Source organism: Clostridium sp. AM43-3BH, assembly GCF_003479985.1.
In the GTDB taxonomy this organism is placed as follows: Bacteria; Bacillota; Clostridia; order Lachnospirales; family Lachnospiraceae; genus Otoolea; species Otoolea fessa.
On record NZ_QUIH01000005.1, the window covers coordinates 34240 to 52508 of the forward strand.

Below are 18269 nucleotides of genomic sequence, written 5' to 3' on the forward strand. Positions count from 1 at the left end.
TCAATGCCTACCAGCTTGCTTTCTTTACGCCCGGAATTTCGCCCTTGTAAGCTAATTCACGGAAGCAAACTCTGCAGATGCCGTATTTTCTTAAATATGCATGCGGACGACCGCAGATTCTGCAGCGGTTATATTCTCTGGTGGAGAATTTTGCCGGACGCTGCTGTTTAATCTTCATTGAAGTTTTAGCCATGATAAATCCTCCTATTATTTAGCAAATGGCATGTTGAACTGAGTTAACAGCTCACGTGCTTCTTCGTCGGTCTTAGCAGTGGTAACGAAGATGATATCCATACCTCTTACCTTATCTACTTTATCGTACTCGATCTCCGGGAAGATAAGCTGCTCTTTGATACCCAGAGCGTAGTTGCCTCTGCCGTCAAATGCGTTCGGATTTACACCGCGGAAGTCTCTTACTCGCGGAAGAGCCAGGTTGATCAGACGATCAGCGAACTCATACATCTTCTCGCCACGCAGGGTAACTTTACAGCCGATAGCCATACCCTCTCTAAGTTTGAAGTTAGCGACTGATTTTTTCGCTTTTGTAAGAACTGCCTTCTGGCCAGTGATGATTTCCATATCTCTTACAGCAGAGTCCAGAACTTTAGCATTTTCTTTTGCCTCGCCAACGCCCATGTTGATAACAATCTTGTCCAGCTTCGGCACTTCCATGATATTTTTATATCCGAATTTTTTGATCATAGCGTCTACGATTTCGCTCTGATACATTTCTTTTAATCTAGCCAATTTTAACGTTCCTCCTCTCTGTATTAGTCAATTACTTTACCGGTTGCCTTAGCAACACGGACTTTCTTGCCGTCTTCTACTTTGAAGCCAACTCTCGTAGCCTTGCCATCCACTACCAGCATAACGTTGGAAATGTCAAGCGCGCCTTCCTGATGGATGATGCCGCCCTGCTGATTAGCTGCAGACGGTTTGGTATGCTTTGTTACCATGTTGCATCCCTCAACCAGGACTGTATTCTTCTTTACATTAACGGAAAGAACTTTTCCGGTTTTGTCTTTGTCTTTACCTGTGATAACCTTTACCAGGTCGCCTTTTTTAATTTTATGCACAGCTGACACCTCCTACAGTACTTCCGGAGCCAGGGAAACAATCTTCATAAACTGTTTCTCACGAAGCTCTCTGGCAACCGGCCCAAAAATACGGGTTCCTCTCGGGTTCTTGTCGTCTTTGATGATAACGGCTGCGTTCTCATCAAATTTGATGTAGGAACCATCTTTACGGCGTGCGCCCTTAACGGTACGTACAACAACGGCCTTCACTACATCGCCTTTCTTTACAACACCGCCTGGTGTTGCATCTTTAACGCTGGCAACGATTACATCGCCAATATTTGCATATCTTCTAGTAGAGCCGCCCATAACGCGGATACAGAGTAATTCTTTCGCACCGGTATTGTCGGCAACCTTTAATCTGGTCTCCTGCTGAATCATGCCCAATACTCCTTTCTGATTTAGAAATTATCTCGCTTTCTCGATAATTTCGACGAGTCTCCATCTCTTATCCTTGGATAACGGTCTTGTTTCCATTACCTTTACAGTATCACCGATACCGCACTCGTTGTTCTCGTCGTGTGCTTTTAATTTATAAGTTCTCTTAACAATCTTACCGATTAAAGGATGTTTTACGTGGTTTTCGATAGCAACTACGATTGTTTTGTCCATCTTGTTGCTTACTACCTTACCGGTACGTGTTTTTCTAAGATTTCTTTCCACGGTAGATATCTCCTTTCCTATTTTAGGAATCTATGATAATTAGTTCGCTTTCTCTGTAATAACAGTCTGAATACGAGCGATGTTTCTGCGAACTTCTTTAATTCTGCTTGTATTATCCAGCTGGTTGGTAGCGTTCTGGAATCTTAAGTTGAAGAGTTCCTTCTTAGCAGCTACTAATTCTTCGTTTAATTCTGCAGATGTCTTAGCTTTTAAATCTTCTACATACTTATTAATTTTCACTGTTATCACCGCCTTCTAAATCTGCTTTAGAAGCAATCTTGCACTTGCACGGAAGTTTGTGCATAGCAAGACGAAGCGCTTCTCTCGCTGTCTCCTCTGGTACACCCGCGATCTCGAACATTACGCGGCCTGGTTTTACTACTGCTACCCAGTACTCAAGTGCGCCTTTACCGGAACCCATACGAGTCTCAGCCGGTTTAGCAGTTACTGGTTTATCCGGGAAAATCTTAATCCAAACTTTACCACCACGTTTGATGTAACGGGTCATGGCAACACGGGCTGCCTCGATCTGGTTGGATTTGATCCAGCACGGTTCTGTAGCGACTAAACCGTACTCACCGTAGTTGATTACATTTCCTCTAAGCGCCTTGCCGGCCATGGTACCACGGAACTGTTTACGACGCTTTACTCTTTTCGGCATTAACATTATTTATCGCTCCCTTCCTTATTTCCTTTCGCAGGAAGTACCTCGCCTTTGTAGATCCAAACCTTAACACCGGTCTTGCCGTATGTTGTGTTTGCCTCAGCGAAACCGTAGTCAATATCTGCTCTTAATGTCTGAAGCGGGATAGTGCCCTCGCTGTAGAACTCTGTACGAGCCATATCAGCACCGCCAAGACGTCCGGATACGGAAGCCTTGATACCCTTAGCTCCAGCCTTCATGGTTCTGCCCATAGCGGACTTCATCGCACGACGGAAGGAAATACGGTTCTCAAGCTGCTGAGCGATGTTCTCTGCAACGAGCTGAGCGTCTCTGTCTGGTCTCTTAACTTCTTTGATGTCTACAAAAACTTTCTTGTCAGTTAATTTCTGAACCTGAGCTTTTGTCTTCTCGATCTCTGCGCCGCCCTTACCGATAACAACGCCCGGTTTAGCAGTGTAAAGAATGATTTTTACTTTATCAGAAGCGCGCTCGATTTCGATTTTGGAAACACCGGCGCTGTATAATTTCTTCTTAAGGAAGGTTCTGATTTTGTGATCCTCTACCAGGTTATCTGCAAAATCAGCTTCCGCATACCATCTGGAATCCCAGTCTTTAATAACACCGACTCTTAAGCCGTGCGGATTAACTTTCTGTCCCATAATTGCCTCCTCTTATTTCTCATCAAGCACGATTGTGATGTGGCTCATTCTCTTTTCGATTCTGTAAGCGCGGCCCTGTGCTCTCGGTTTTACTCTCTTCATTGTCGGTCCCTTGTTAGCGAAGCATTCTGCAACGTACAGGTTCTCCGGATTCATCTGGTTGTTGTTTTCTGCGTTAGCAACAGCAGACTCGAGTAATTTTTTAATTAAAGTAGAAGCATATCTAGGATTGTATGTTACAATACCAAGCGCTGTCTTCACATCTTTGCCTCTGATGGCATCTAATACGAAGCATGCTTTCTGAACGGATACTCTGGCGTAAGACAGCTTAGCCGACGGTCTCGTATCCTTATTAGCATTTCTTTCTCTTTTAATCTGGGATCTATGTCCTTTAGCCATTGGTGAAACCTCCTTTCAAGCGTAACTTACTTACGTCCTGCTTTCTTCTCGTCTTTTCCGTGGCCTCTGTAAGTTCTAGTGGCTACGAACTCACCGAGTTTATGTCCAACCATGTCCTCTGTCACGTATACCGGAACATGTTTTCTACCATCGTGAACTGCGATTGTATGTCCAACCATCTGCGGGAAGATTGTGGAACGGCGGGACCAGGTTTTGATAACCTGTTTCTGTCCTGCTGCGTTCATCTCATCTACTTTCTTTAAAAGATGAGCATCTGCAAATGGTCCTTTTTTTAATGAACGACCCATTAGTATACCTCCTATTACTGTTTACCGTTTCTTCTTCTTACGATTAACTTATTAGACTGTTTGTTTTTCTTTCTGGTCTTCAGGCCGAGTGCCGGTTTGCCCCAAGGTGTGCAAGGACCTGGACGACCGATACTGGTCTTGCCCTCACCACCACCATGCGGATGGTCATTCGGGTTCATAACAGAACCGCGGACAGTCGGACGAATACCCATGTGACGTTTTCTACCAGCCTTACCGATATTGATCAGGTTGTGGTCGCCGTTGCCAACTACACCGATAGTAGCGCGGCAGCTGATCGGAACCATTCTCATCTCTCCGGACGGTAATCTAAGGGTTGCATATTTGCCTTCTTTAGCCATTAACTGAGCAGAGTTACCAGCGGAACGAACCAGCTGACCACCCTTGCCCGGAAGAAGCTCGATGTTGTGAATCTGTGCACCAACCGGGATTTCAGAAAGCGGTAAGCAGTTACCAACTTTTGCCTCAGCCTCTGCACCGCTCATAACCTTCTGTCCAACCTGTAAACCAGCCGGAGCAAGGATATAAGCTTTCTCGCCGTCTGCGTAGCAGATCAGAGCGATGTTTGCTGTACGGTTCGGATCGTACTCGATACCAAGTACGGTTGCTGCGATACCGTCTTTTGCATTTCTCTTGAAGTCGATGATTCTATATTTTCTTCTGGAACCGCCGCCTCTGTGACGAACGGTGATTTTACCCTGGTTGTTACGACCTGCGTTCTTCTTTAAAGAAACTACTAAGGATTTCTCCGGTGTGGATTTTGTAATCTCAGAGAAATCAGAGCCGGTCATATGTCTTCTGGAAGGTGTATATGGGCTGTAAGATTTAATTCCCATGACTTTGACTCCTTTCGTTCAACGCCTCCTGGCGTTTCTTCATGTTTTTCACGACATAGTGTTCGTCGTATAATTGTCTATTGAGGATGAATTATAAACCAGCGAAGATCTCGATCTCTTTGCTGTCCTCGGTCAGCTGAACGATAGCTTTCTTTGTTGCAGCTGTCTTACCGAAGGTCATGCCTCTTCTCTTTGTCTTGCCGTCCATGTTCATGGTGTTGACACTCTTAACTTTGGTGCCCGGGAACATCTTCTCAACGGCTTCTTTGATCATAGTTTTGTTTGCCTCGGTGTGTACCAGGAAGGTGTATTTCTTGTCTGTCATAGCATTCATACTCTTCTCAGTTACAACCGGTTTGAGGATTACGTCATAGTACTGTACGTTTGCCATTATGCATATACCTCCTCGATAGAAGCTACAGCAGCCTTGGTTGCTACTACTGTGTTGTATTTCAGGATATCGTAAACGTTGATGGTGCTTACGGAAGCAGTCTTAACGTCTGCCACGTTTCTAGCGGATAATACAGCCTTGTCACAAGCCTCATCCAGAACAACTAAAGCTTTGTTTACTTTCAGGTTGTTCATAACCTCAACAAATTTCTTTGTCTTGATCTCGTCGAAGTTCATAGCCTCAACTACGATGAACTTGTTCTCGTTTACACGGCTTGTCAGAGCAGATTTAAGAGCAGCTCTCTTCTCTTTCTTATTTAAACGGATTGTGTAATCACGTGGTGTCGGAGCGAATACTACGCCGCCGCCCGTCCACTGCGGAGCTCTTGTTGAACCCTGTCTTGCATGTCCGGTACCTTTCTGTCTCCACGGTTTCTTACCACCGCCGGAAACTTCGGAACGGGTTTTTGCTTTCTGAGTTCCCTGACGTTTGTTAGCAAGCTGTGCTACAACTGCCATGTGAACCAGATGTTCATTTACTTCTACACCGAATACAGCATCATTCAGTTCTAATGTGCCAACTTCGTTGCCTTCTAAATTGAAAACAGATACGTTTGCCATCTGTATGTTCCTCCTTTCCCGTAAAAGCCTTATCTAGCGACCTTTACTGTCTCTTTGATTGTTACTAAGGATTTCTTCGGTCCCGGTACAGAGCCTTTAACAAGGAGTAAGTTGTTCTCAGTATCAACCTTAACAACCTCCAGGTTCTGAACAGTTACTTTTACGCTGCCCATGTGACCCGGCATTCCTTTGCCCTTAAATACGCGTCCCGGTGTGGTTGCAGAACCGTTGGAACCCTGATGACGATGGAACTTGGAACCGTGAGCCATCGGTCCTCTGTGCTGGCCGTGTCTCTTGATGGCACCCTGGAAACCTTTACCTTTGGAAATAGCAGTTGCATCAATTTTATCGCCTGCTGCGAAGATGTCTGCCTTGATTTCGTCTTTTACAGAATACTCTTCAGCATTCTCTAAGCGGAACTCTCTTACATATCTCTTGTAAGCAACGCCTGCCTTGTCAAAATGACCCTTAACCGGCTTTGTCACAAGTTTTTCTCTCTTGTCTACAAAACCAACCTGTACTGCTTTGTAGCCATCGTTCTCTTCTGTCTTAACCTGTGTAACAACACACGGTCCAGCCTGAAGAACGGTTACTGGAGTTAAAACTCCGTCTTCGTTGAAGATTTGAGTCATTCCGACTTTGGTAGCTAAAATCGCTTTCTTCATTAATCTGACCTCCTGTTTTTCTACAGCGGAACGCGTTCGTCAAACTCCCGCGTTCATCCTAGAACTGTCCAGATGTCTCTATCTAAACTAGTATAGGATTCTTAATTATTTGTTTTTCATCTTTACGTTGATGGACACGCCAGCCGGCATTTCCAGTCTCTGCAGTGCATCAACTGTCTTCTGGCTCGGAGCAATGATATCGATGAGTCTCTTATGAGTTCTCTGCTCGAACTGCTCTCTGGAATCTTTGTACTTATGAACTGCTCGCAGAATGGTTACTACCTCTTTCTTAGTTGGCAGCGGCACCGGTCCACTCACCTTTGATCCGTTTTTCTTTACAGTCTCAATGATTTTTGCAGCGGATGTATCTACCAGCTGATGATCATAAGCTTTCAGTGTGATTCTCATTACTTGACTTGCCATAAAAAAAGTCGCCTCCTTTTCGTACTATTAAGCACGACAAGCGGTGACTGTACACATACCCGTGTGTGTCCTCGCAGTCCACACACCAAATCCGTCATTTGTCTTCAGGATACTCTATTCTTGTACAGTGACTTGTCGCCAGTTTCCTAACTTGACATTCGCTCCGCGGAATAACCTGCTTATCATAAGCAGCAACCTCTCGTTTCATCGCTATCATGCCACAGCTTCGTTATAATAACACAGCTTTCCGGGAAATGCAAGTGTTTTTTTAAGAAAAAATCTATATTTTTCAAGAAAAAACAGGAGTTTCTTCTTCCGGTGGGTAATTACACCTTTTATATAGAAGAAACTCCTGTTTATCCACAAGAATATATTTCCATGCAGAAATTTTATCTCAGTCGAGAAGACTCCCAGCTTTTTTAATTAATCCTCCCAATACGTCGGTTCCACCGGGGTTCTAGCCTCGTCGCTGCCATCGTCGCTTGTGCCGTCCACCTCTGTGACAACACCCGCAGAGCTTGTCTTAAACTTTGTGCCGTTCGCATCCTTCACGGTGCTGGATTTCACTACCTTGCCGCTCGTCGTTACCAGATAGTTTTTGTCATTGACTTCAATGACTTCATACTTGGTACCGCTGTCTGCCTTCTGAAGCTTACCCATGTAGTACAGGAATCCATCCTCCACACCTGAATAGCCGCGTCCAGCCTTGTTGCCGCTGTCAGTGAAATAGAACTGTCCGGTCGTTCCGTCGCCCTCTACTACATTTCCCTTGCCTTTTACGACTGAGCTGGTCGCCTTGTCCGCGCCGAAGAAATAGCAGGCATACTGACCGCTCGTTCCTACCTCCAGACGTCTCAGACCATAGACCGGGTTGCCCTTCTCATTAAATAAGTAGGTAATATTGTTGATGCGGACCAGGTTGCTCGTCGAAGCGTCAGAAATCTTCGGACCCACCTTCGGCTCGCCGTTGCTTGAAAAATAATACCACTGTACATCGCTGCCGAGATCCAGATTGTAATCATCCTCCTCCGGCGGAGTCGTGGAGAGCCAGCCAGTCTGTACCTGACCGTTGCTCTGATAATAACGGTAATTTGCAAATCCAGAGGAATTTCCCATATCGACCCAGCCGGTCTGCATCGCTCCGTTTTCGTCGAAGCAGTAGTAGGTTCCGTCAATCTTATACTGTTTATATTTAGCACCGCCTAAAGAAGGCACATATTTCTTTCCTGAACTCTGAAAGTAGTACCAATGATGATCCTCATCGTCGTCGCCGGGTTTCACTTCATCATCGTCCTTTTTGGTATCATCCGGATCTTCCAGATATGCCCAGCCGATCTGCATGACACCATCTGCATTCGTGTAGTAGGTGTCATCATCCACCCAGCCCGTCTGCATCGCTCCATCACCGTCGAAGTAATAGTACTTGCCTCCGATCTTGGACCAGCCGTCGGATACCATCTTTCCGCTGGTGGAGAAATAGTACCAGACCGTCGTAGCGGAAGTCTCGTTCCATGCCGGATTGCGCTTCGGCAGTTTCAGCCACTTGTCAGTCGCCATGATGCCGGTACTCTCGACAAAGTATTCGTCGTCCACCCAGCAGTTCGACGCGATGTTGCCCTGGGAATCGAGATAGCGCCAGAGATTGTCTGCGCCCTTCTTCCAGGTATTCGTCACCTTGTTGCCATTGTTGTCCACATATATCCAGCTGTTTCCAGACTGCTGCCAGCCTTCTGCCGCGTAAGATGTCAGGGTCGCCGCCCCTATCATCAGCGCTGCGGAAAGGACGCAGACTGCCAGTTTCTGTTTCTTCATATACAAGCCCTCCCAGTTCACGATTGATAACGTCTATTCTCCCACCTGCTGCGCATTCGCACACTTCCCGTCGTGTGGAGACTGCATCAGATGCTTATAACGCCTTGTTTTGTTCCAGATACGTGCAATCTATCTTTTACCTAATATACATTTTAACAGGAGATATAGGAATCTTCAAGGAGATTTATCTTTCAATTTATTTACTTTTTTTTGGCAGGAAGCCGTTCAAAAGGTTTGACACGCCAATCAATGACCGATATAATTAGGTATGCATTTCAACTGAACCGTTTTTCCGGTCAGACAGACTGCGTTTATGGTTACTGTGCACGCATCGTGCCCAGTAACGGAATTTGCCGTGGCTTCGCATTTAAATACGGCAAATTCCTGCTGTTACCACGTTTTCTTACGGCACTTTCGGTTCCAAAAGTGCCTACCCGGGAACAGTAACCATTTATGCCATTTGGATGGAAATGGCTTATGGATAACACCGATTATAAAGGCGGCAGATACCCTTTTCCGGGGTTTGCGCCTCATTTTTTTGAAAGGATAAAATTTTATGTGGATTGCAGATGGATGGAACGATTATGAAGTGATTGACTGCTCCGAAGGAGAGAAACTGGAGCGGTGGGGCGACTATCTTCTGGTTCGCCCGGACCCGCAGGTTATCTGGAACACCCCCAAGACACACCGCGGCTGGAAAAAGATGAACGGACACTACCACAGAAGCTCCAAGGGCGGCGGCGAATGGGAATTTTTCGACCTGCCGGAGCAGTGGTCGATCCATTACAAAGAACTGACCTTTAACTTAAAACCGTTCAGCTTCAAGCACACAGGTCTCTTCCCGGAGCAGGCGGCAAACTGGGACTGGTTCGGTGACCGCATCCGCAATGCCGGACGCCCAATCAAGGTTTTAAACCTCTTTGCCTACACAGGCGGCGCTACCCTGGCGGCAGCCGCAGCCGGCGCCAGCGTGACCCATGTGGACGCCTCCAAGGGCATGGTAGCCTGGGCGAAGGAAAACTCCCGTTCCTCCGGGCTGGAAAATGCACCCATCCGCTGGATCGTCGATGACTGTGTGAAATTTGTTGAGCGTGAGATCCGCCGCGGCAACCATTACGACGGAATCATCATGGACCCGCCGTCCTACGGCCGCGGACCGAAAGGCGAGATCTGGAAGATCGAAACTTCGATTTACCCGTTCGTGCAGCTCTGTACGAAACTGTTATCGGACAACCCGCTCTTCTTCCTCATCAACTCCTACACCACCGGGCTGGCGCCGTCCGTCCTGACCTATATGCTCTCAACCGAAGTTGCCTCCACCCACGGCGGCACAGTGAAATCGGACGAGCTGGGACTTCCGGTTACCCGCACCGGACTGGTATTACCATGCGGTTCATCCGGACGCTGGGAATCTGGTAAATAACACTGGTATTCGGATGACATAGACACCCCATTTTTAAGTTTGATTCCTATTCATTCCAATCCCGGATATCTAACAGCCCCGGGACCAGTTCCCGCGCACTCGTCTCTAATATAATTCGCCCCTTCTCGGCGCTTGCACCAGACGGATCTCCTCCAATTCCAATCGGCGATCCGTCTTTTGTTTTCCAATCCTCCGACACCCAGCCGATCGAAACCGGACCGTATGGCTTCAGGGCGCGGGTCTTCTCAAACGCCGTCGGCTCTCCCGCTTCCGAAAGTTCCAGCTTCACAAGACTCTCATCGACCGCCATTACCATCGATGTCTCCATCTCTCCACCGTGGAAATCCCAGATATTCCCCTTTGAAATCGTTGCTTTTACATCCGGATGACCAAATGCCCCCGATGAAAGGATAAACGGTGCAATCCCCAGCTCACTCCGAAGTTCCCGGCTTAAAACCTGCGCAATCGGCGCATTCCCACCATGGCATACCAAAAAAGCCAGCTTCTTAAAACCGTGATGCGCCAGGCTGACGCATATATCATATAAGAGATGATAGTAAGTGTCCGGCCGGACTGTGACCGAACCACAGAAATTCTTATGCTCTGTACTTAAGCCCACCGGAATCACCGGAAACAGCAGCATCGGGAAGTCTTCTTCCCCCTCTGCCTCCAGTGCCTTTTTGATCTCCTGACTCATCGCCTCCGCGATAATATCATCCGTTCCCAGTGGTGCCTGATTGCCGTGCTGTTCCAGAGCCCCGAGCGGAATCAGGACAATCGTGTTCTCACGGTCCACCTGCTCCATTTCCCATCTTGTCAAATCTCTATAGTTACGTATCATAGTATCTCCTCCTCTTATAAAAACAGATATGTCTTTGCACGTTCCATCAAACAAAAAAGGATTGTCCGGGATTCTTCCCCCAGGCAGCTTTCCCAGCGGTTTCCCGACAATCCTTTCTATGAAATGGTTCTGCCGTTTCACAGCAAACAGCCAAATCCGTCAAACCATTCCTCTTATTTCATTTTATACTGCTTTCGGCACAATCTTCGCCGCACGCAGGCGTACAAACAAAAGCTGTCCAACGATATAGTTGAGTCCCACTTTCAATACATTGAATGGGATCGTCGCCAGGATGATAAATCCATTCAGGTCTTTGATCGCCGGGTTGACCGACGCTACCATGCGGATCACTTTATCCAGCGGCAGGCTCATCGCTTTCGCATATAACGGAAGCGTAATGTTCGCATTGATAAAGCATGCACACGCGGTGCGGATCACGATACTGATCAGAAGTGCTTCTACAGCTGCCTTACGGTTAGCGCCCAGCTTCTGATAGAGGAACCACAGCGGCCATACGAACAGGAACGCCGCAATCAGGTTGGCCAGCTCACCGACGTACATCGTGTTAGTTCCGACAGTAATCAGCTTGATTAACAGCTTGATGACTTCTACACAGATACCGGATACCGGTCCCATCAGAAACACGGCAATCACAGACGGTACATCACTGAAATCCACCTTATAAAACGGCGGCATCATCGGAACCGAAAATTCCAATGACATCAGCACGCCAGCAACCGCTGCCAGCATCGCCGTATAAATCAATTTTTGAATACTCCATTTTCCTGTCTTCATCTTAAATCTCCTTTCGGTTTTAAAACTCATTTCTCCGAAGGAGGAGTATGAATCAAGTGCCGGACTAGCTGCATTTGTAAAACTAAAAAAATCCCAGGTTGTTCGGGACCTGGGATAATAAATCGCAACTTAGCCGATGTACACCAGCCTGCTTACGCTCAAACGGTACACTCTCTGACTCCTGCCTCTTCTCTCATCCAGACTATACTGTCGGTTTCGGAATCTCACCGAATCGGCCGCCATCGCGGTTCGCGGACTATACCGCCGGTAGGGAATTTCGCCCTGCCCCGAAGAAATCATGGTAATTACTCCGTCTTCATACATATAAACATATGAATCTGCAGGGCAATTATCTCACCCGTTCATAGTATCATATACAAACAAGAATTTCAATATTTTTTTAACAATCTTTCTTTTCATTTTTCCCATCGTTACTGTTCACGCATACGTGCCCAGTAACGGAATTTGCCGTGGCTTCGCATTTAAATACGGCAAATTCCTGCTGCCACCACGTTTTCTTACGGCACTTTCGGTTCCAAAAGTGCCTACCTGCGAACAGTAACTTCCCATCTACGGCATTGCCGCCCCGGCATCCAGCATACCGCCGGTTGCCACCTTGCCAGACAGACTCTCAAGCGGCCGCGCCGACTGCAGAATACGGTTTCTCACATCCATAAGCGACAGGGACGCATCGTAGGAGTACAGCATCGCCGCCGTTCCGGTCACCATCGGCGCCGCCATCGATGTGCCGCTCATGTAGGCATAGTCATTGCCCGTGATCGTGCTCAGGATATAATTGCCCGGCGCTGCCAGATCCACGCTTCTCATCCCGTAATTGGACGCACGGTCGAGCTGACCGTCAAAGCGCAGGTTTGCCACGGAAATGATATTGTCCAGTTCAAAGCTTGCCGGGTACATCGGCTGCTCATCGATGCTGTAGCCATTGCCGGAGGCGTCGCCGTTTCCAGCCGCCACAATAAACAGCATCCCCGAATCCTTGATCGCCTGATACAGCTCCTCGCTATATTTCATCGTGCCAAAGCTCAGATTGCAGATCGACGCGCCGTTCGCCCGCGCATACCGGATCGCCTTAACCACGTTGCTGACGGTTCCGACACCGGACGATGTTCCAAGCGTCTTGATCACCATGATCTTCACATACGCCGGATCGCAGATTCCAACCGTTCCGACTCCATTTCTCGCCGCCGCGATCGTGCCCGCCGAGTGGGTACCATGATTGTCATCCGCCCCGGTAAATACCTGGGCATTATTATCATAGAAATTCCAGCCGTAAACGTCATCGATATAACCATTTCCGTCATTGTCAATGCCATCGCCCGGAATTTCCCCCGTATTCGTCCAGATCGAACCGCTAAGCTCCGGGTGAGTTATGTCAACCCCCGTATCAATCAGCGCCACAATCACCTGACGTTTTCCACTTTTCGCGTCATATTTCTTCCATGCCGGGACAATATTCATATCGATCCCTTCCAGAGAACGGACCGTTCCATCTGCTGAGAGCGTCGGGCTGCCGGTAATCGCCCCAATCGCTGCATCCACTGCCGCCGTATGGCTCGGCACCAGACGCAGTTCACCTGTATTTAAAAAAGCCCACTGATAGGAGGCATAGGAATCCGCATAGGGAACTGACTCCCGTGACGGACCCGCCGCATATGCCGGAAGCGCCGCGCTCCCTGCCATCATGGCAGCACACAGGGCGGCTGCCAGCCCTCTAAAAAGTTTCTTTTTCAACTTGCTTTATCCTCTTTCAATTCCGTTCTTACAGTTCGCGCGCTACCGCAACCACAGTCTCCGCTTCCTTTGCCGGTTCTTTTCTGACATTCTGCCGTTTTACCGATTTTACCACTTTCCCGGCTTTTTTGCCATCCTTTTCGGATGCCGGACCGGAAATTGGCTTAAAGCCGCGAAATACCAGAATACTCCGCGGCGGAACCATATACTGGCGAAGCTCTTCCTGCGGCTCCTGCCCTGCCTCCAGGCTTTCTGGCGGACAGATTCCGTTATTGTCTGCGTCGTCTGTGTTGATGCACAGAGTCCACTGCATTCCCTTCGGAAGTTTCGGAAGATCAAATTCATGCGGCTCCCAGTGCATATTGTAGGCGACAAAGAAATAGTCATCGCTGGTGCCGTCCGCTCTTCGCCCGTACTCGCCGCAGTAGAGAATGCCGAGCTGGCGGCGGAAGTTTTCAAACTCCGGGCACCATGTTTTGACGCCGTGGTAGGAAACATCCGGGTGTCCGCAGACGAGGTAATCAATATTTTTCGGCTCCACCGGCAGATGGAACACTGGATGCGCTTTGCGGAACGCTATCATATATTTTACAAATTCGTAAATATCCCGGTTTGTCTCCAGCTGATGCCAGTTGAGCCAGGAAATCTCATTGTCCTGACAGTAAGCATTATTGTTGCCGTTCTGGGAATTGCCGAACTCATCGCCCGCTAAAAACATCGGCGTTCCCTGGCTCAGAAAGAGCAGCAAAAATGCGTTGCGGAGCTGTTTTTTCCGCATCTGCACAATCTTCTTTTTCCGCGTCGTGCCCTCGACGCCACAGTTCCACGTATAATTATAATCGCTTCCGTCCCGGTTATTCTCCCCGTTCGCTTCGTTGTGCTTCTGCTCACAGGAAACCATATCCATCATCGTAAAGCCATTTGTCGCCGCCATATAGTTGATCACGCCATACGCGTCCGGATTCCGGCGTGTCTGGTAAATGAGACGGCCGACCTGATCCTCATCGCCCTTTAATACCCGGCGCATATCGATCAAAAATCCTTCATTGTACTCGCCCAGATGCCAGCGGCGCTCCCGCAGCTTCGGTGCCGCTGCCGTTTTTGGCACACGCACGCCATCCCAGGAACCAGCTAATAGCTTCGTATCAGCTAACAGCGGATCCGACGCCAGCAGTTCGGTCGGCGCAAACCCGGACAGGTGCACGCCATCTACATGATACTCGTAAACCCAGAAACGAACCGCCTCCTGCGCCAGTGCCGCGCTCTCCTCGCCGGTAAAATAAAGCTCAACCAGCACTTCAATATCATTTTTATGAAATTTTTTCACCAGATCCTTAAATTCCCGCTCCGGTTCTTTCTCTTTCCCGGATGTGTACGAAGCTTTTGGCGCAAACAGGTATCCCGCCCCATAGCCCCAGTAATTGAGCCGTCCGGTCGGTGTCCCGGTCGCATACGGATTCCCGTCTGCCCCATCCTCCATCATCACTTCCTGAAATTCATTCGGCATCATTAATTCAACTGCTGTGATACCCAATTCCTTTAAATAGGGAATTTTCTCCGTCAGCGCACGGAACGTTCCCCGCTCCCCGGTGCCAGAAGAAGTATGACGGGTAAATCCGCGCACATGCAGCCGGTACAGGATCGTCTCATCATACGGATGTTTCAGCGGCTGATCCATTTCCCAGTCATACGTTTCTTTCGGGAAACGGCAGCGCACCGGACGGAGCGCCGCTTTTAAATCGCCCCAGCGCTCATGTCCTGTATAGATGCGCCCGCACGGATCCGGCAGCTCCCCCTGCTCGGTCTCGATCGTGTATTCCAGTCCCGAAAAATCATCGCCCGCAAGCTCCATCATCCAGAGATCCCCCACCCGTTCTTCCGGGGAAAATGGGATCCGGACACCCTGTTTTTTACCTGTCTCATAAATTGTCAGATGGCAGAATGTCCCCGGTGCCTCGACGCACAAGTGCATTCCCGTCTCTGTCCGCTTGATTCCCGGTGTAAAATCAGGGGTTCTTATCTTCTGTCTCACGATTTTTTCTGCTTTCACCTGTATCCCCTCCACGTTTTCATACGGCACTTTCGGTTCCAAAAGTGCCTACTTGTGAGCAGCTGCCTGCGCTTCTATTTTTTCCGCCAGATCGTTCAGATACATCCAGCGGTCCATCTTTTCTTCCAAAAGAGCTTCTTTTTCCTCTTTTTCCTTTATGATGCCGTTCAGAGCCGTATAATCGCGGGCAGAGTCCTGCATCTGCTGCTCTAGATCCGCGATTGCCTCTTCCAGCGCCGCGATATCATCCTCGATCGTCTCCCACTCTTTCTGCTCCATATAGCTGAATTTGAGCTTTTTCTCGCGCTGGCGGCCGCGGTTTTTATCCTTTGCCGTCTCCGCTGCATCTGACGTTCCCGCACCAGAAGCGCCTCCGATCTTCTGGCCTCTGCCGTGTTCCTGACCGGATTCCTCCATCTCTGCCGCTATGCGTTCCCCACAGGCTGCCTGATAGTCGGTATAGCCGCCCTCATACTGACGGATCGCGCCGCCGCCCTCAAAGGCGAAGATCCGGCGCACTACGCGGTCAAGGAAATACCGGTCATGCGATACCGTAATCACGATCCCCTGGAAATGATCAAGATAATCCTCCAGAATCGTCAGCGTGCTGATATCCAGGTCGTTGGTCGGCTCGTCGAGCAGAAGGACGTTTGGCGCGCCCATCAGGATATGGAGCAGATAGAGTCTGCGCCGCTCGCCGCCCGATAGCTTGCCGATCAGCGTGTACTGCATATGGGACGGGAACAGGAACCGTTCCAACATCTGGGATGCCGATACCAGCCCGTCCGCCGTCCGCACGTACTCTGCCACATTTTTAATGTAGTCGATCACGCGCATCGACTGATCCATATCTTCGTTTTCCTGTGAAAAATAACCCATTTTTACGGTCTGGCCGATGATCGTCTCGCCCGAATCCGGTTTCACCCAGCCGGTAATCATCTTCATCAGCGTCGATTTGCCGCTGCCGTTCGGTCCGATGATGCCGATGCGGTCATCCTTCAAGAAGATATAGGAAAAATCATCGATCAGGAGGCGGTCACCATACGCCTTATGAAGATGGTGTGCCTCGACCGTGGTTCGTCCGAGACGGCTGGAAATCGAGCTCATCTCCACATTTCCATCTACTTTCGGCGCTTCCACCGCACTCAACGCCTCGAAGCGCTGAATACGCCCTTTCTGCTTCGTGCTGCGTGCCTGTGCGCCGCGTCGGATCCACGCCAGCTCCGTCCGCAGGATATTCTGGCGTTTCTGCTCCGAGCTCACCGCCATCGCCTCGCGCTCTGCCTTTAATTCCAGATAGCCCTCATAGTCGGACTGATAACTGTACAGCTTTCCCTTGTCCAGTTCGACGATGCGGTTCGTCACGTTATCAAGGAAATACCGGTCGTGCGTGATCATCAGAAGCGCGCCGCGGAATTTTTTCAGGTACTCTTCCAGCCAGTCCGCCATCGCACTGTCCAGATGGTTCGTCGGCTCGTCTAAAATCAACAGATCCGCCGTCGATAACAGCACCGCTGCGAGGGCAACGCGCTTTCTCTGTCCGCCCGAAAGTGTCTCCACCTTGGCACTATAATCGGTGATTCCAAGCTTATTCAGCATGGATTTCGCATCGCCCTCGAGATCCCAGGCGTGCTCATGCGCCATATTTTCCCGGATCACGCAGTCTAAGACGGTCCGTCCCGCTTCAAACTCCGGATTCTGAGGCAGATAACGGATATAGAGATTTCGTCCCTTTACTACCGTACCCTCATCCGGCTCTTCCAGACCGGCTACAATCTTTAGAAGAGTAGATTTTCCGGTTCCGTTGATGCCGATGAGACCAATCTTATCACCTTCACCGATGGAAAATGCCACGTCATCAAAAAGCAGCCGTTCCGTATATGATTTTTTCAGATGTTCTGCTGTCAGTAAATTCATGTCTCATCCCGATCCTTTATCTGTAATTCTACCGGGCAGTGATCCGAACCCAGTATCTCCGTATGAATCTGTGTGCCCGCCAGCCGGTCCTTCAGGCTCTTGGAAACACAGAAATAATCAATCCGCCACCCAGCATTCTTCTCGCGCGCCTTAAACCGGTACGACCACCAGGAATAAACGCCCTCTTTATCCGGGTAAAAATAGCGGTACGTGTCGATATATCCAGAGTCCAGAAGCTCCGTAAACTTGCTTCTCTCCTCATCCGTAAATCCGGCATTTTTCCGGTTCGTCTTTGGATTTTTCAGGTCAATCTCCGTGTGTGCCACATTCAGATCCCCACAGAAAATAACCGGCTTTTTCTCCTCCAGCTTCTTCAAAAACTGGCGGAAATCATCCTCCCACTGCATCCGGTACGGAAGTCTCGCCAACTCATTCTGGGAGTTCGGCGTATAGCAGGTCACCACATAATAATCCGGGTACTCCGCCGTAATGACGCGCCCTTCATGATCGTGCTTCTCAATGCCAAGACCGTAGCTCACGCTAATCGGCTCCTCCTTCGAAAATAACGCCGTTCCTGAATATCCCTTCTTCTCCGCATAGCTCCAATACTGATAATACCCCGGAAGCTCCAGATCAATCTGCCCTTCCTGCAGCTTACTCTCCTGAATACAGAAAATATCCGCATCCAGCTCATGGAATACATCCAGAAATCCCTTTCCCACACACGCCCGCAAGCCGTTTACGTTCCAGGAAATCATTTTTTTCATTCTATCTCTCCTTTTTATCAAATAAGGTTTTTCCGATACATAAAAAGACAGCAGGCAGGTGGCAGACGCTCCGAAACTGGTCTGTGGATGCAGAGCAGGCTTTCGCCTATCAGTTGTACGCATCTTGAACACGCTTGTCCGAATGGGGCGGACGCAAGTCCGACACAGACGAACAAGTGTAGTGAAAGCA

General features: G+C 48.9%; 23 protein-coding genes and 1 riboswitch. Of the genes, 1 reads left to right on the forward strand and 22 read right to left on the reverse strand.

Annotated elements, in window-relative coordinates; genetic code table 11:
* Positions 1-7: 7 nt before the first annotated feature.
* The 16 genes from DW931_RS09005 to DW931_RS09080 all read right to left on the reverse strand — a co-directional run bounded on the left by DW931_RS09005 (position 8) and on the right by DW931_RS09080 (position 8534).
* Positions 8-193: a type Z 30S ribosomal protein S14 gene (locus DW931_RS09005; RefSeq protein ID WP_022345134.1), complete on the reverse strand. Its 186-nt coding sequence runs from the start codon at positions 191-193 to the stop codon at positions 8-10.
* A gap of 14 nt (positions 194-207) precedes the next feature.
* On the reverse strand, positions 208-747 hold the full coding sequence (gene rplE, locus DW931_RS09010) for a 50S ribosomal protein L5 (protein ID WP_022360563.1): 540 nt from the start codon (positions 745-747) through the stop codon (positions 208-210).
* Between the two features lie 23 nt (positions 748-770).
* Positions 771-1076: a 50S ribosomal protein L24 gene (gene rplX / locus DW931_RS09015; protein ID WP_022360564.1), complete on the reverse strand. Its 306-nt coding sequence runs from the start codon at positions 1074-1076 to the stop codon at positions 771-773.
* Positions 1077-1088: 12 nt separating this feature from the next.
* Positions 1089-1457, reverse strand: a complete 369-nt coding sequence (gene rplN, locus DW931_RS09020) for a 50S ribosomal protein L14 (RefSeq protein ID WP_022360565.1) — start codon at positions 1455-1457, stop codon at positions 1089-1091.
* A gap of 27 nt (positions 1458-1484) precedes the next feature.
* Positions 1485-1739, reverse strand: coding sequence for a 30S ribosomal protein S17 (gene rpsQ / locus DW931_RS09025; protein WP_107000794.1), 255 nt, complete (start codon positions 1737-1739; stop codon positions 1485-1487).
* A gap of 39 nt (positions 1740-1778) precedes the next feature.
* Positions 1779-1979, reverse strand: coding sequence for a 50S ribosomal protein L29 (rpmC, locus tag DW931_RS09030; protein ID WP_022360567.1), 201 nt, complete (start codon positions 1977-1979; stop codon positions 1779-1781).
* Positions 1969-2406 carry a 50S ribosomal protein L16 gene (rplP, locus tag DW931_RS09035; protein WP_022360568.1) on the reverse strand — a complete coding sequence of 146 codons (438 nt, stop codon included), beginning with the start codon at positions 2404-2406 and terminating at the stop codon, positions 1969-1971. The genes rpmC and rplP overlap by 11 nt, the downstream gene beginning before the upstream one ends.
* Positions 2406-3062 carry a 30S ribosomal protein S3 gene (rpsC, locus tag DW931_RS09040; RefSeq protein ID WP_022360569.1) on the reverse strand — a complete coding sequence of 219 codons (657 nt, stop codon included), beginning with the start codon at positions 3060-3062 and terminating at the stop codon, positions 2406-2408. The genes rplP and rpsC overlap by 1 nt, the downstream gene beginning before the upstream one ends.
* A 12-nt stretch (positions 3063-3074) precedes the next feature.
* The gene (gene rplV, locus DW931_RS09045) at positions 3075-3461 is read right to left on the reverse strand and encodes a 50S ribosomal protein L22 (protein WP_022360570.1); all 387 of its coding nucleotides are present in this window, start codon (positions 3459-3461) and stop codon (positions 3075-3077) included.
* A gap of 26 nt (positions 3462-3487) precedes the next feature.
* Entirely contained in the window at positions 3488-3769 is a 282-nt protein-coding gene (gene rpsS, locus DW931_RS09050) for a 30S ribosomal protein S19 (RefSeq protein WP_022360571.1), read from the reverse strand.
* Between the two features lie 14 nt (positions 3770-3783).
* Complete coding sequence (gene rplB / locus DW931_RS09055; RefSeq protein ID WP_022360572.1) at positions 3784-4623, reverse strand: 50S ribosomal protein L2; 840 nt, start codon at positions 4621-4623, stop codon at positions 3784-3786.
* A 91-nt stretch (positions 4624-4714) separates the two neighbouring features.
* Positions 4715-5014, reverse strand: a complete 300-nt coding sequence (gene rplW / locus DW931_RS09060; RefSeq protein WP_022360573.1) for a 50S ribosomal protein L23 — start codon at positions 5012-5014, stop codon at positions 4715-4717.
* A complete protein-coding gene (gene rplD / locus DW931_RS09065) occupies positions 5014-5634 on the reverse strand; it encodes a 50S ribosomal protein L4 (RefSeq protein WP_022360574.1) in 621 nt (206 codons plus the stop codon). Before rplD ends, rplW begins: the two co-directional genes overlap by 1 nt.
* Positions 5635-5663: 29 nt before the next feature.
* Complete coding sequence (gene rplC / locus DW931_RS09070; RefSeq protein ID WP_022360575.1) at positions 5664-6299, reverse strand: 50S ribosomal protein L3; 636 nt, start codon at positions 6297-6299, stop codon at positions 5664-5666.
* A 105-nt stretch (positions 6300-6404) separates the two neighbouring features.
* Positions 6405-6722: a 30S ribosomal protein S10 gene (gene rpsJ / locus DW931_RS09075; RefSeq protein WP_022360576.1), complete on the reverse strand. Its 318-nt coding sequence runs from the start codon at positions 6720-6722 to the stop codon at positions 6405-6407.
* A 423-nt stretch (positions 6723-7145) separates the two neighbouring features.
* Positions 7146-8534: a cell wall-binding protein gene (locus tag DW931_RS09080; RefSeq protein WP_118481969.1), complete on the reverse strand. Its 1389-nt coding sequence runs from the start codon at positions 8532-8534 to the stop codon at positions 7146-7148.
* A gap of 556 nt (positions 8535-9090) precedes the next feature.
* Between DW931_RS09080 and DW931_RS09085 the strand changes: the two genes are divergently transcribed.
* Entirely contained in the window at positions 9091-9957 is an 867-nt protein-coding gene (locus DW931_RS09085; protein WP_107000796.1) for a class I SAM-dependent methyltransferase, read from the forward strand.
* Between the two features lie 46 nt (positions 9958-10003).
* Here DW931_RS09085 and DW931_RS09090 read toward each other — a convergent pair whose 3' ends face one another.
* From DW931_RS09090 to DW931_RS09115, 6 genes are all read right to left on the reverse strand, one after another.
* Positions 10004-10798, reverse strand: a complete 795-nt coding sequence (locus DW931_RS09090; RefSeq protein ID WP_107000797.1) for a creatininase family protein — start codon at positions 10796-10798, stop codon at positions 10004-10006.
* Positions 10799-10981: 183 nt separating this feature from the next.
* Positions 10982-11593 carry an ECF transporter S component gene (locus tag DW931_RS09095; protein ID WP_118481968.1) on the reverse strand — a complete coding sequence of 204 codons (612 nt, stop codon included), beginning with the start codon at positions 11591-11593 and terminating at the stop codon, positions 10982-10984.
* Between the two features lie 181 nt (positions 11594-11774).
* Positions 11775-11892, reverse strand: a riboswitch (FMN riboswitch).
* Positions 11893-12163: 271 nt separating this feature from the next.
* A complete protein-coding gene (locus DW931_RS09100) occupies positions 12164-13345 on the reverse strand; it encodes a S8 family peptidase (RefSeq protein WP_243036935.1) in 1182 nt (393 codons plus the stop codon).
* Between the two features lie 28 nt (positions 13346-13373).
* Positions 13374-15395, reverse strand: a complete 2022-nt coding sequence (locus DW931_RS09105) for an alpha amylase C-terminal domain-containing protein (protein WP_243015238.1) — start codon at positions 15393-15395, stop codon at positions 13374-13376.
* A gap of 48 nt (positions 15396-15443) precedes the next feature.
* Positions 15444-17312, reverse strand: a complete 1869-nt coding sequence (locus DW931_RS09110) for an ABC-F family ATP-binding cassette domain-containing protein (protein WP_118481967.1) — start codon at positions 17310-17312, stop codon at positions 15444-15446.
* The gene (locus DW931_RS09115) at positions 17309-18079 is read right to left on the reverse strand and encodes an exodeoxyribonuclease III (protein WP_107000799.1); all 771 of its coding nucleotides are present in this window, start codon (positions 18077-18079) and stop codon (positions 17309-17311) included. Before DW931_RS09115 ends, DW931_RS09110 begins: the two co-directional genes overlap by 4 nt.
* Positions 18080-18269 lie beyond the last annotated feature (190 nt).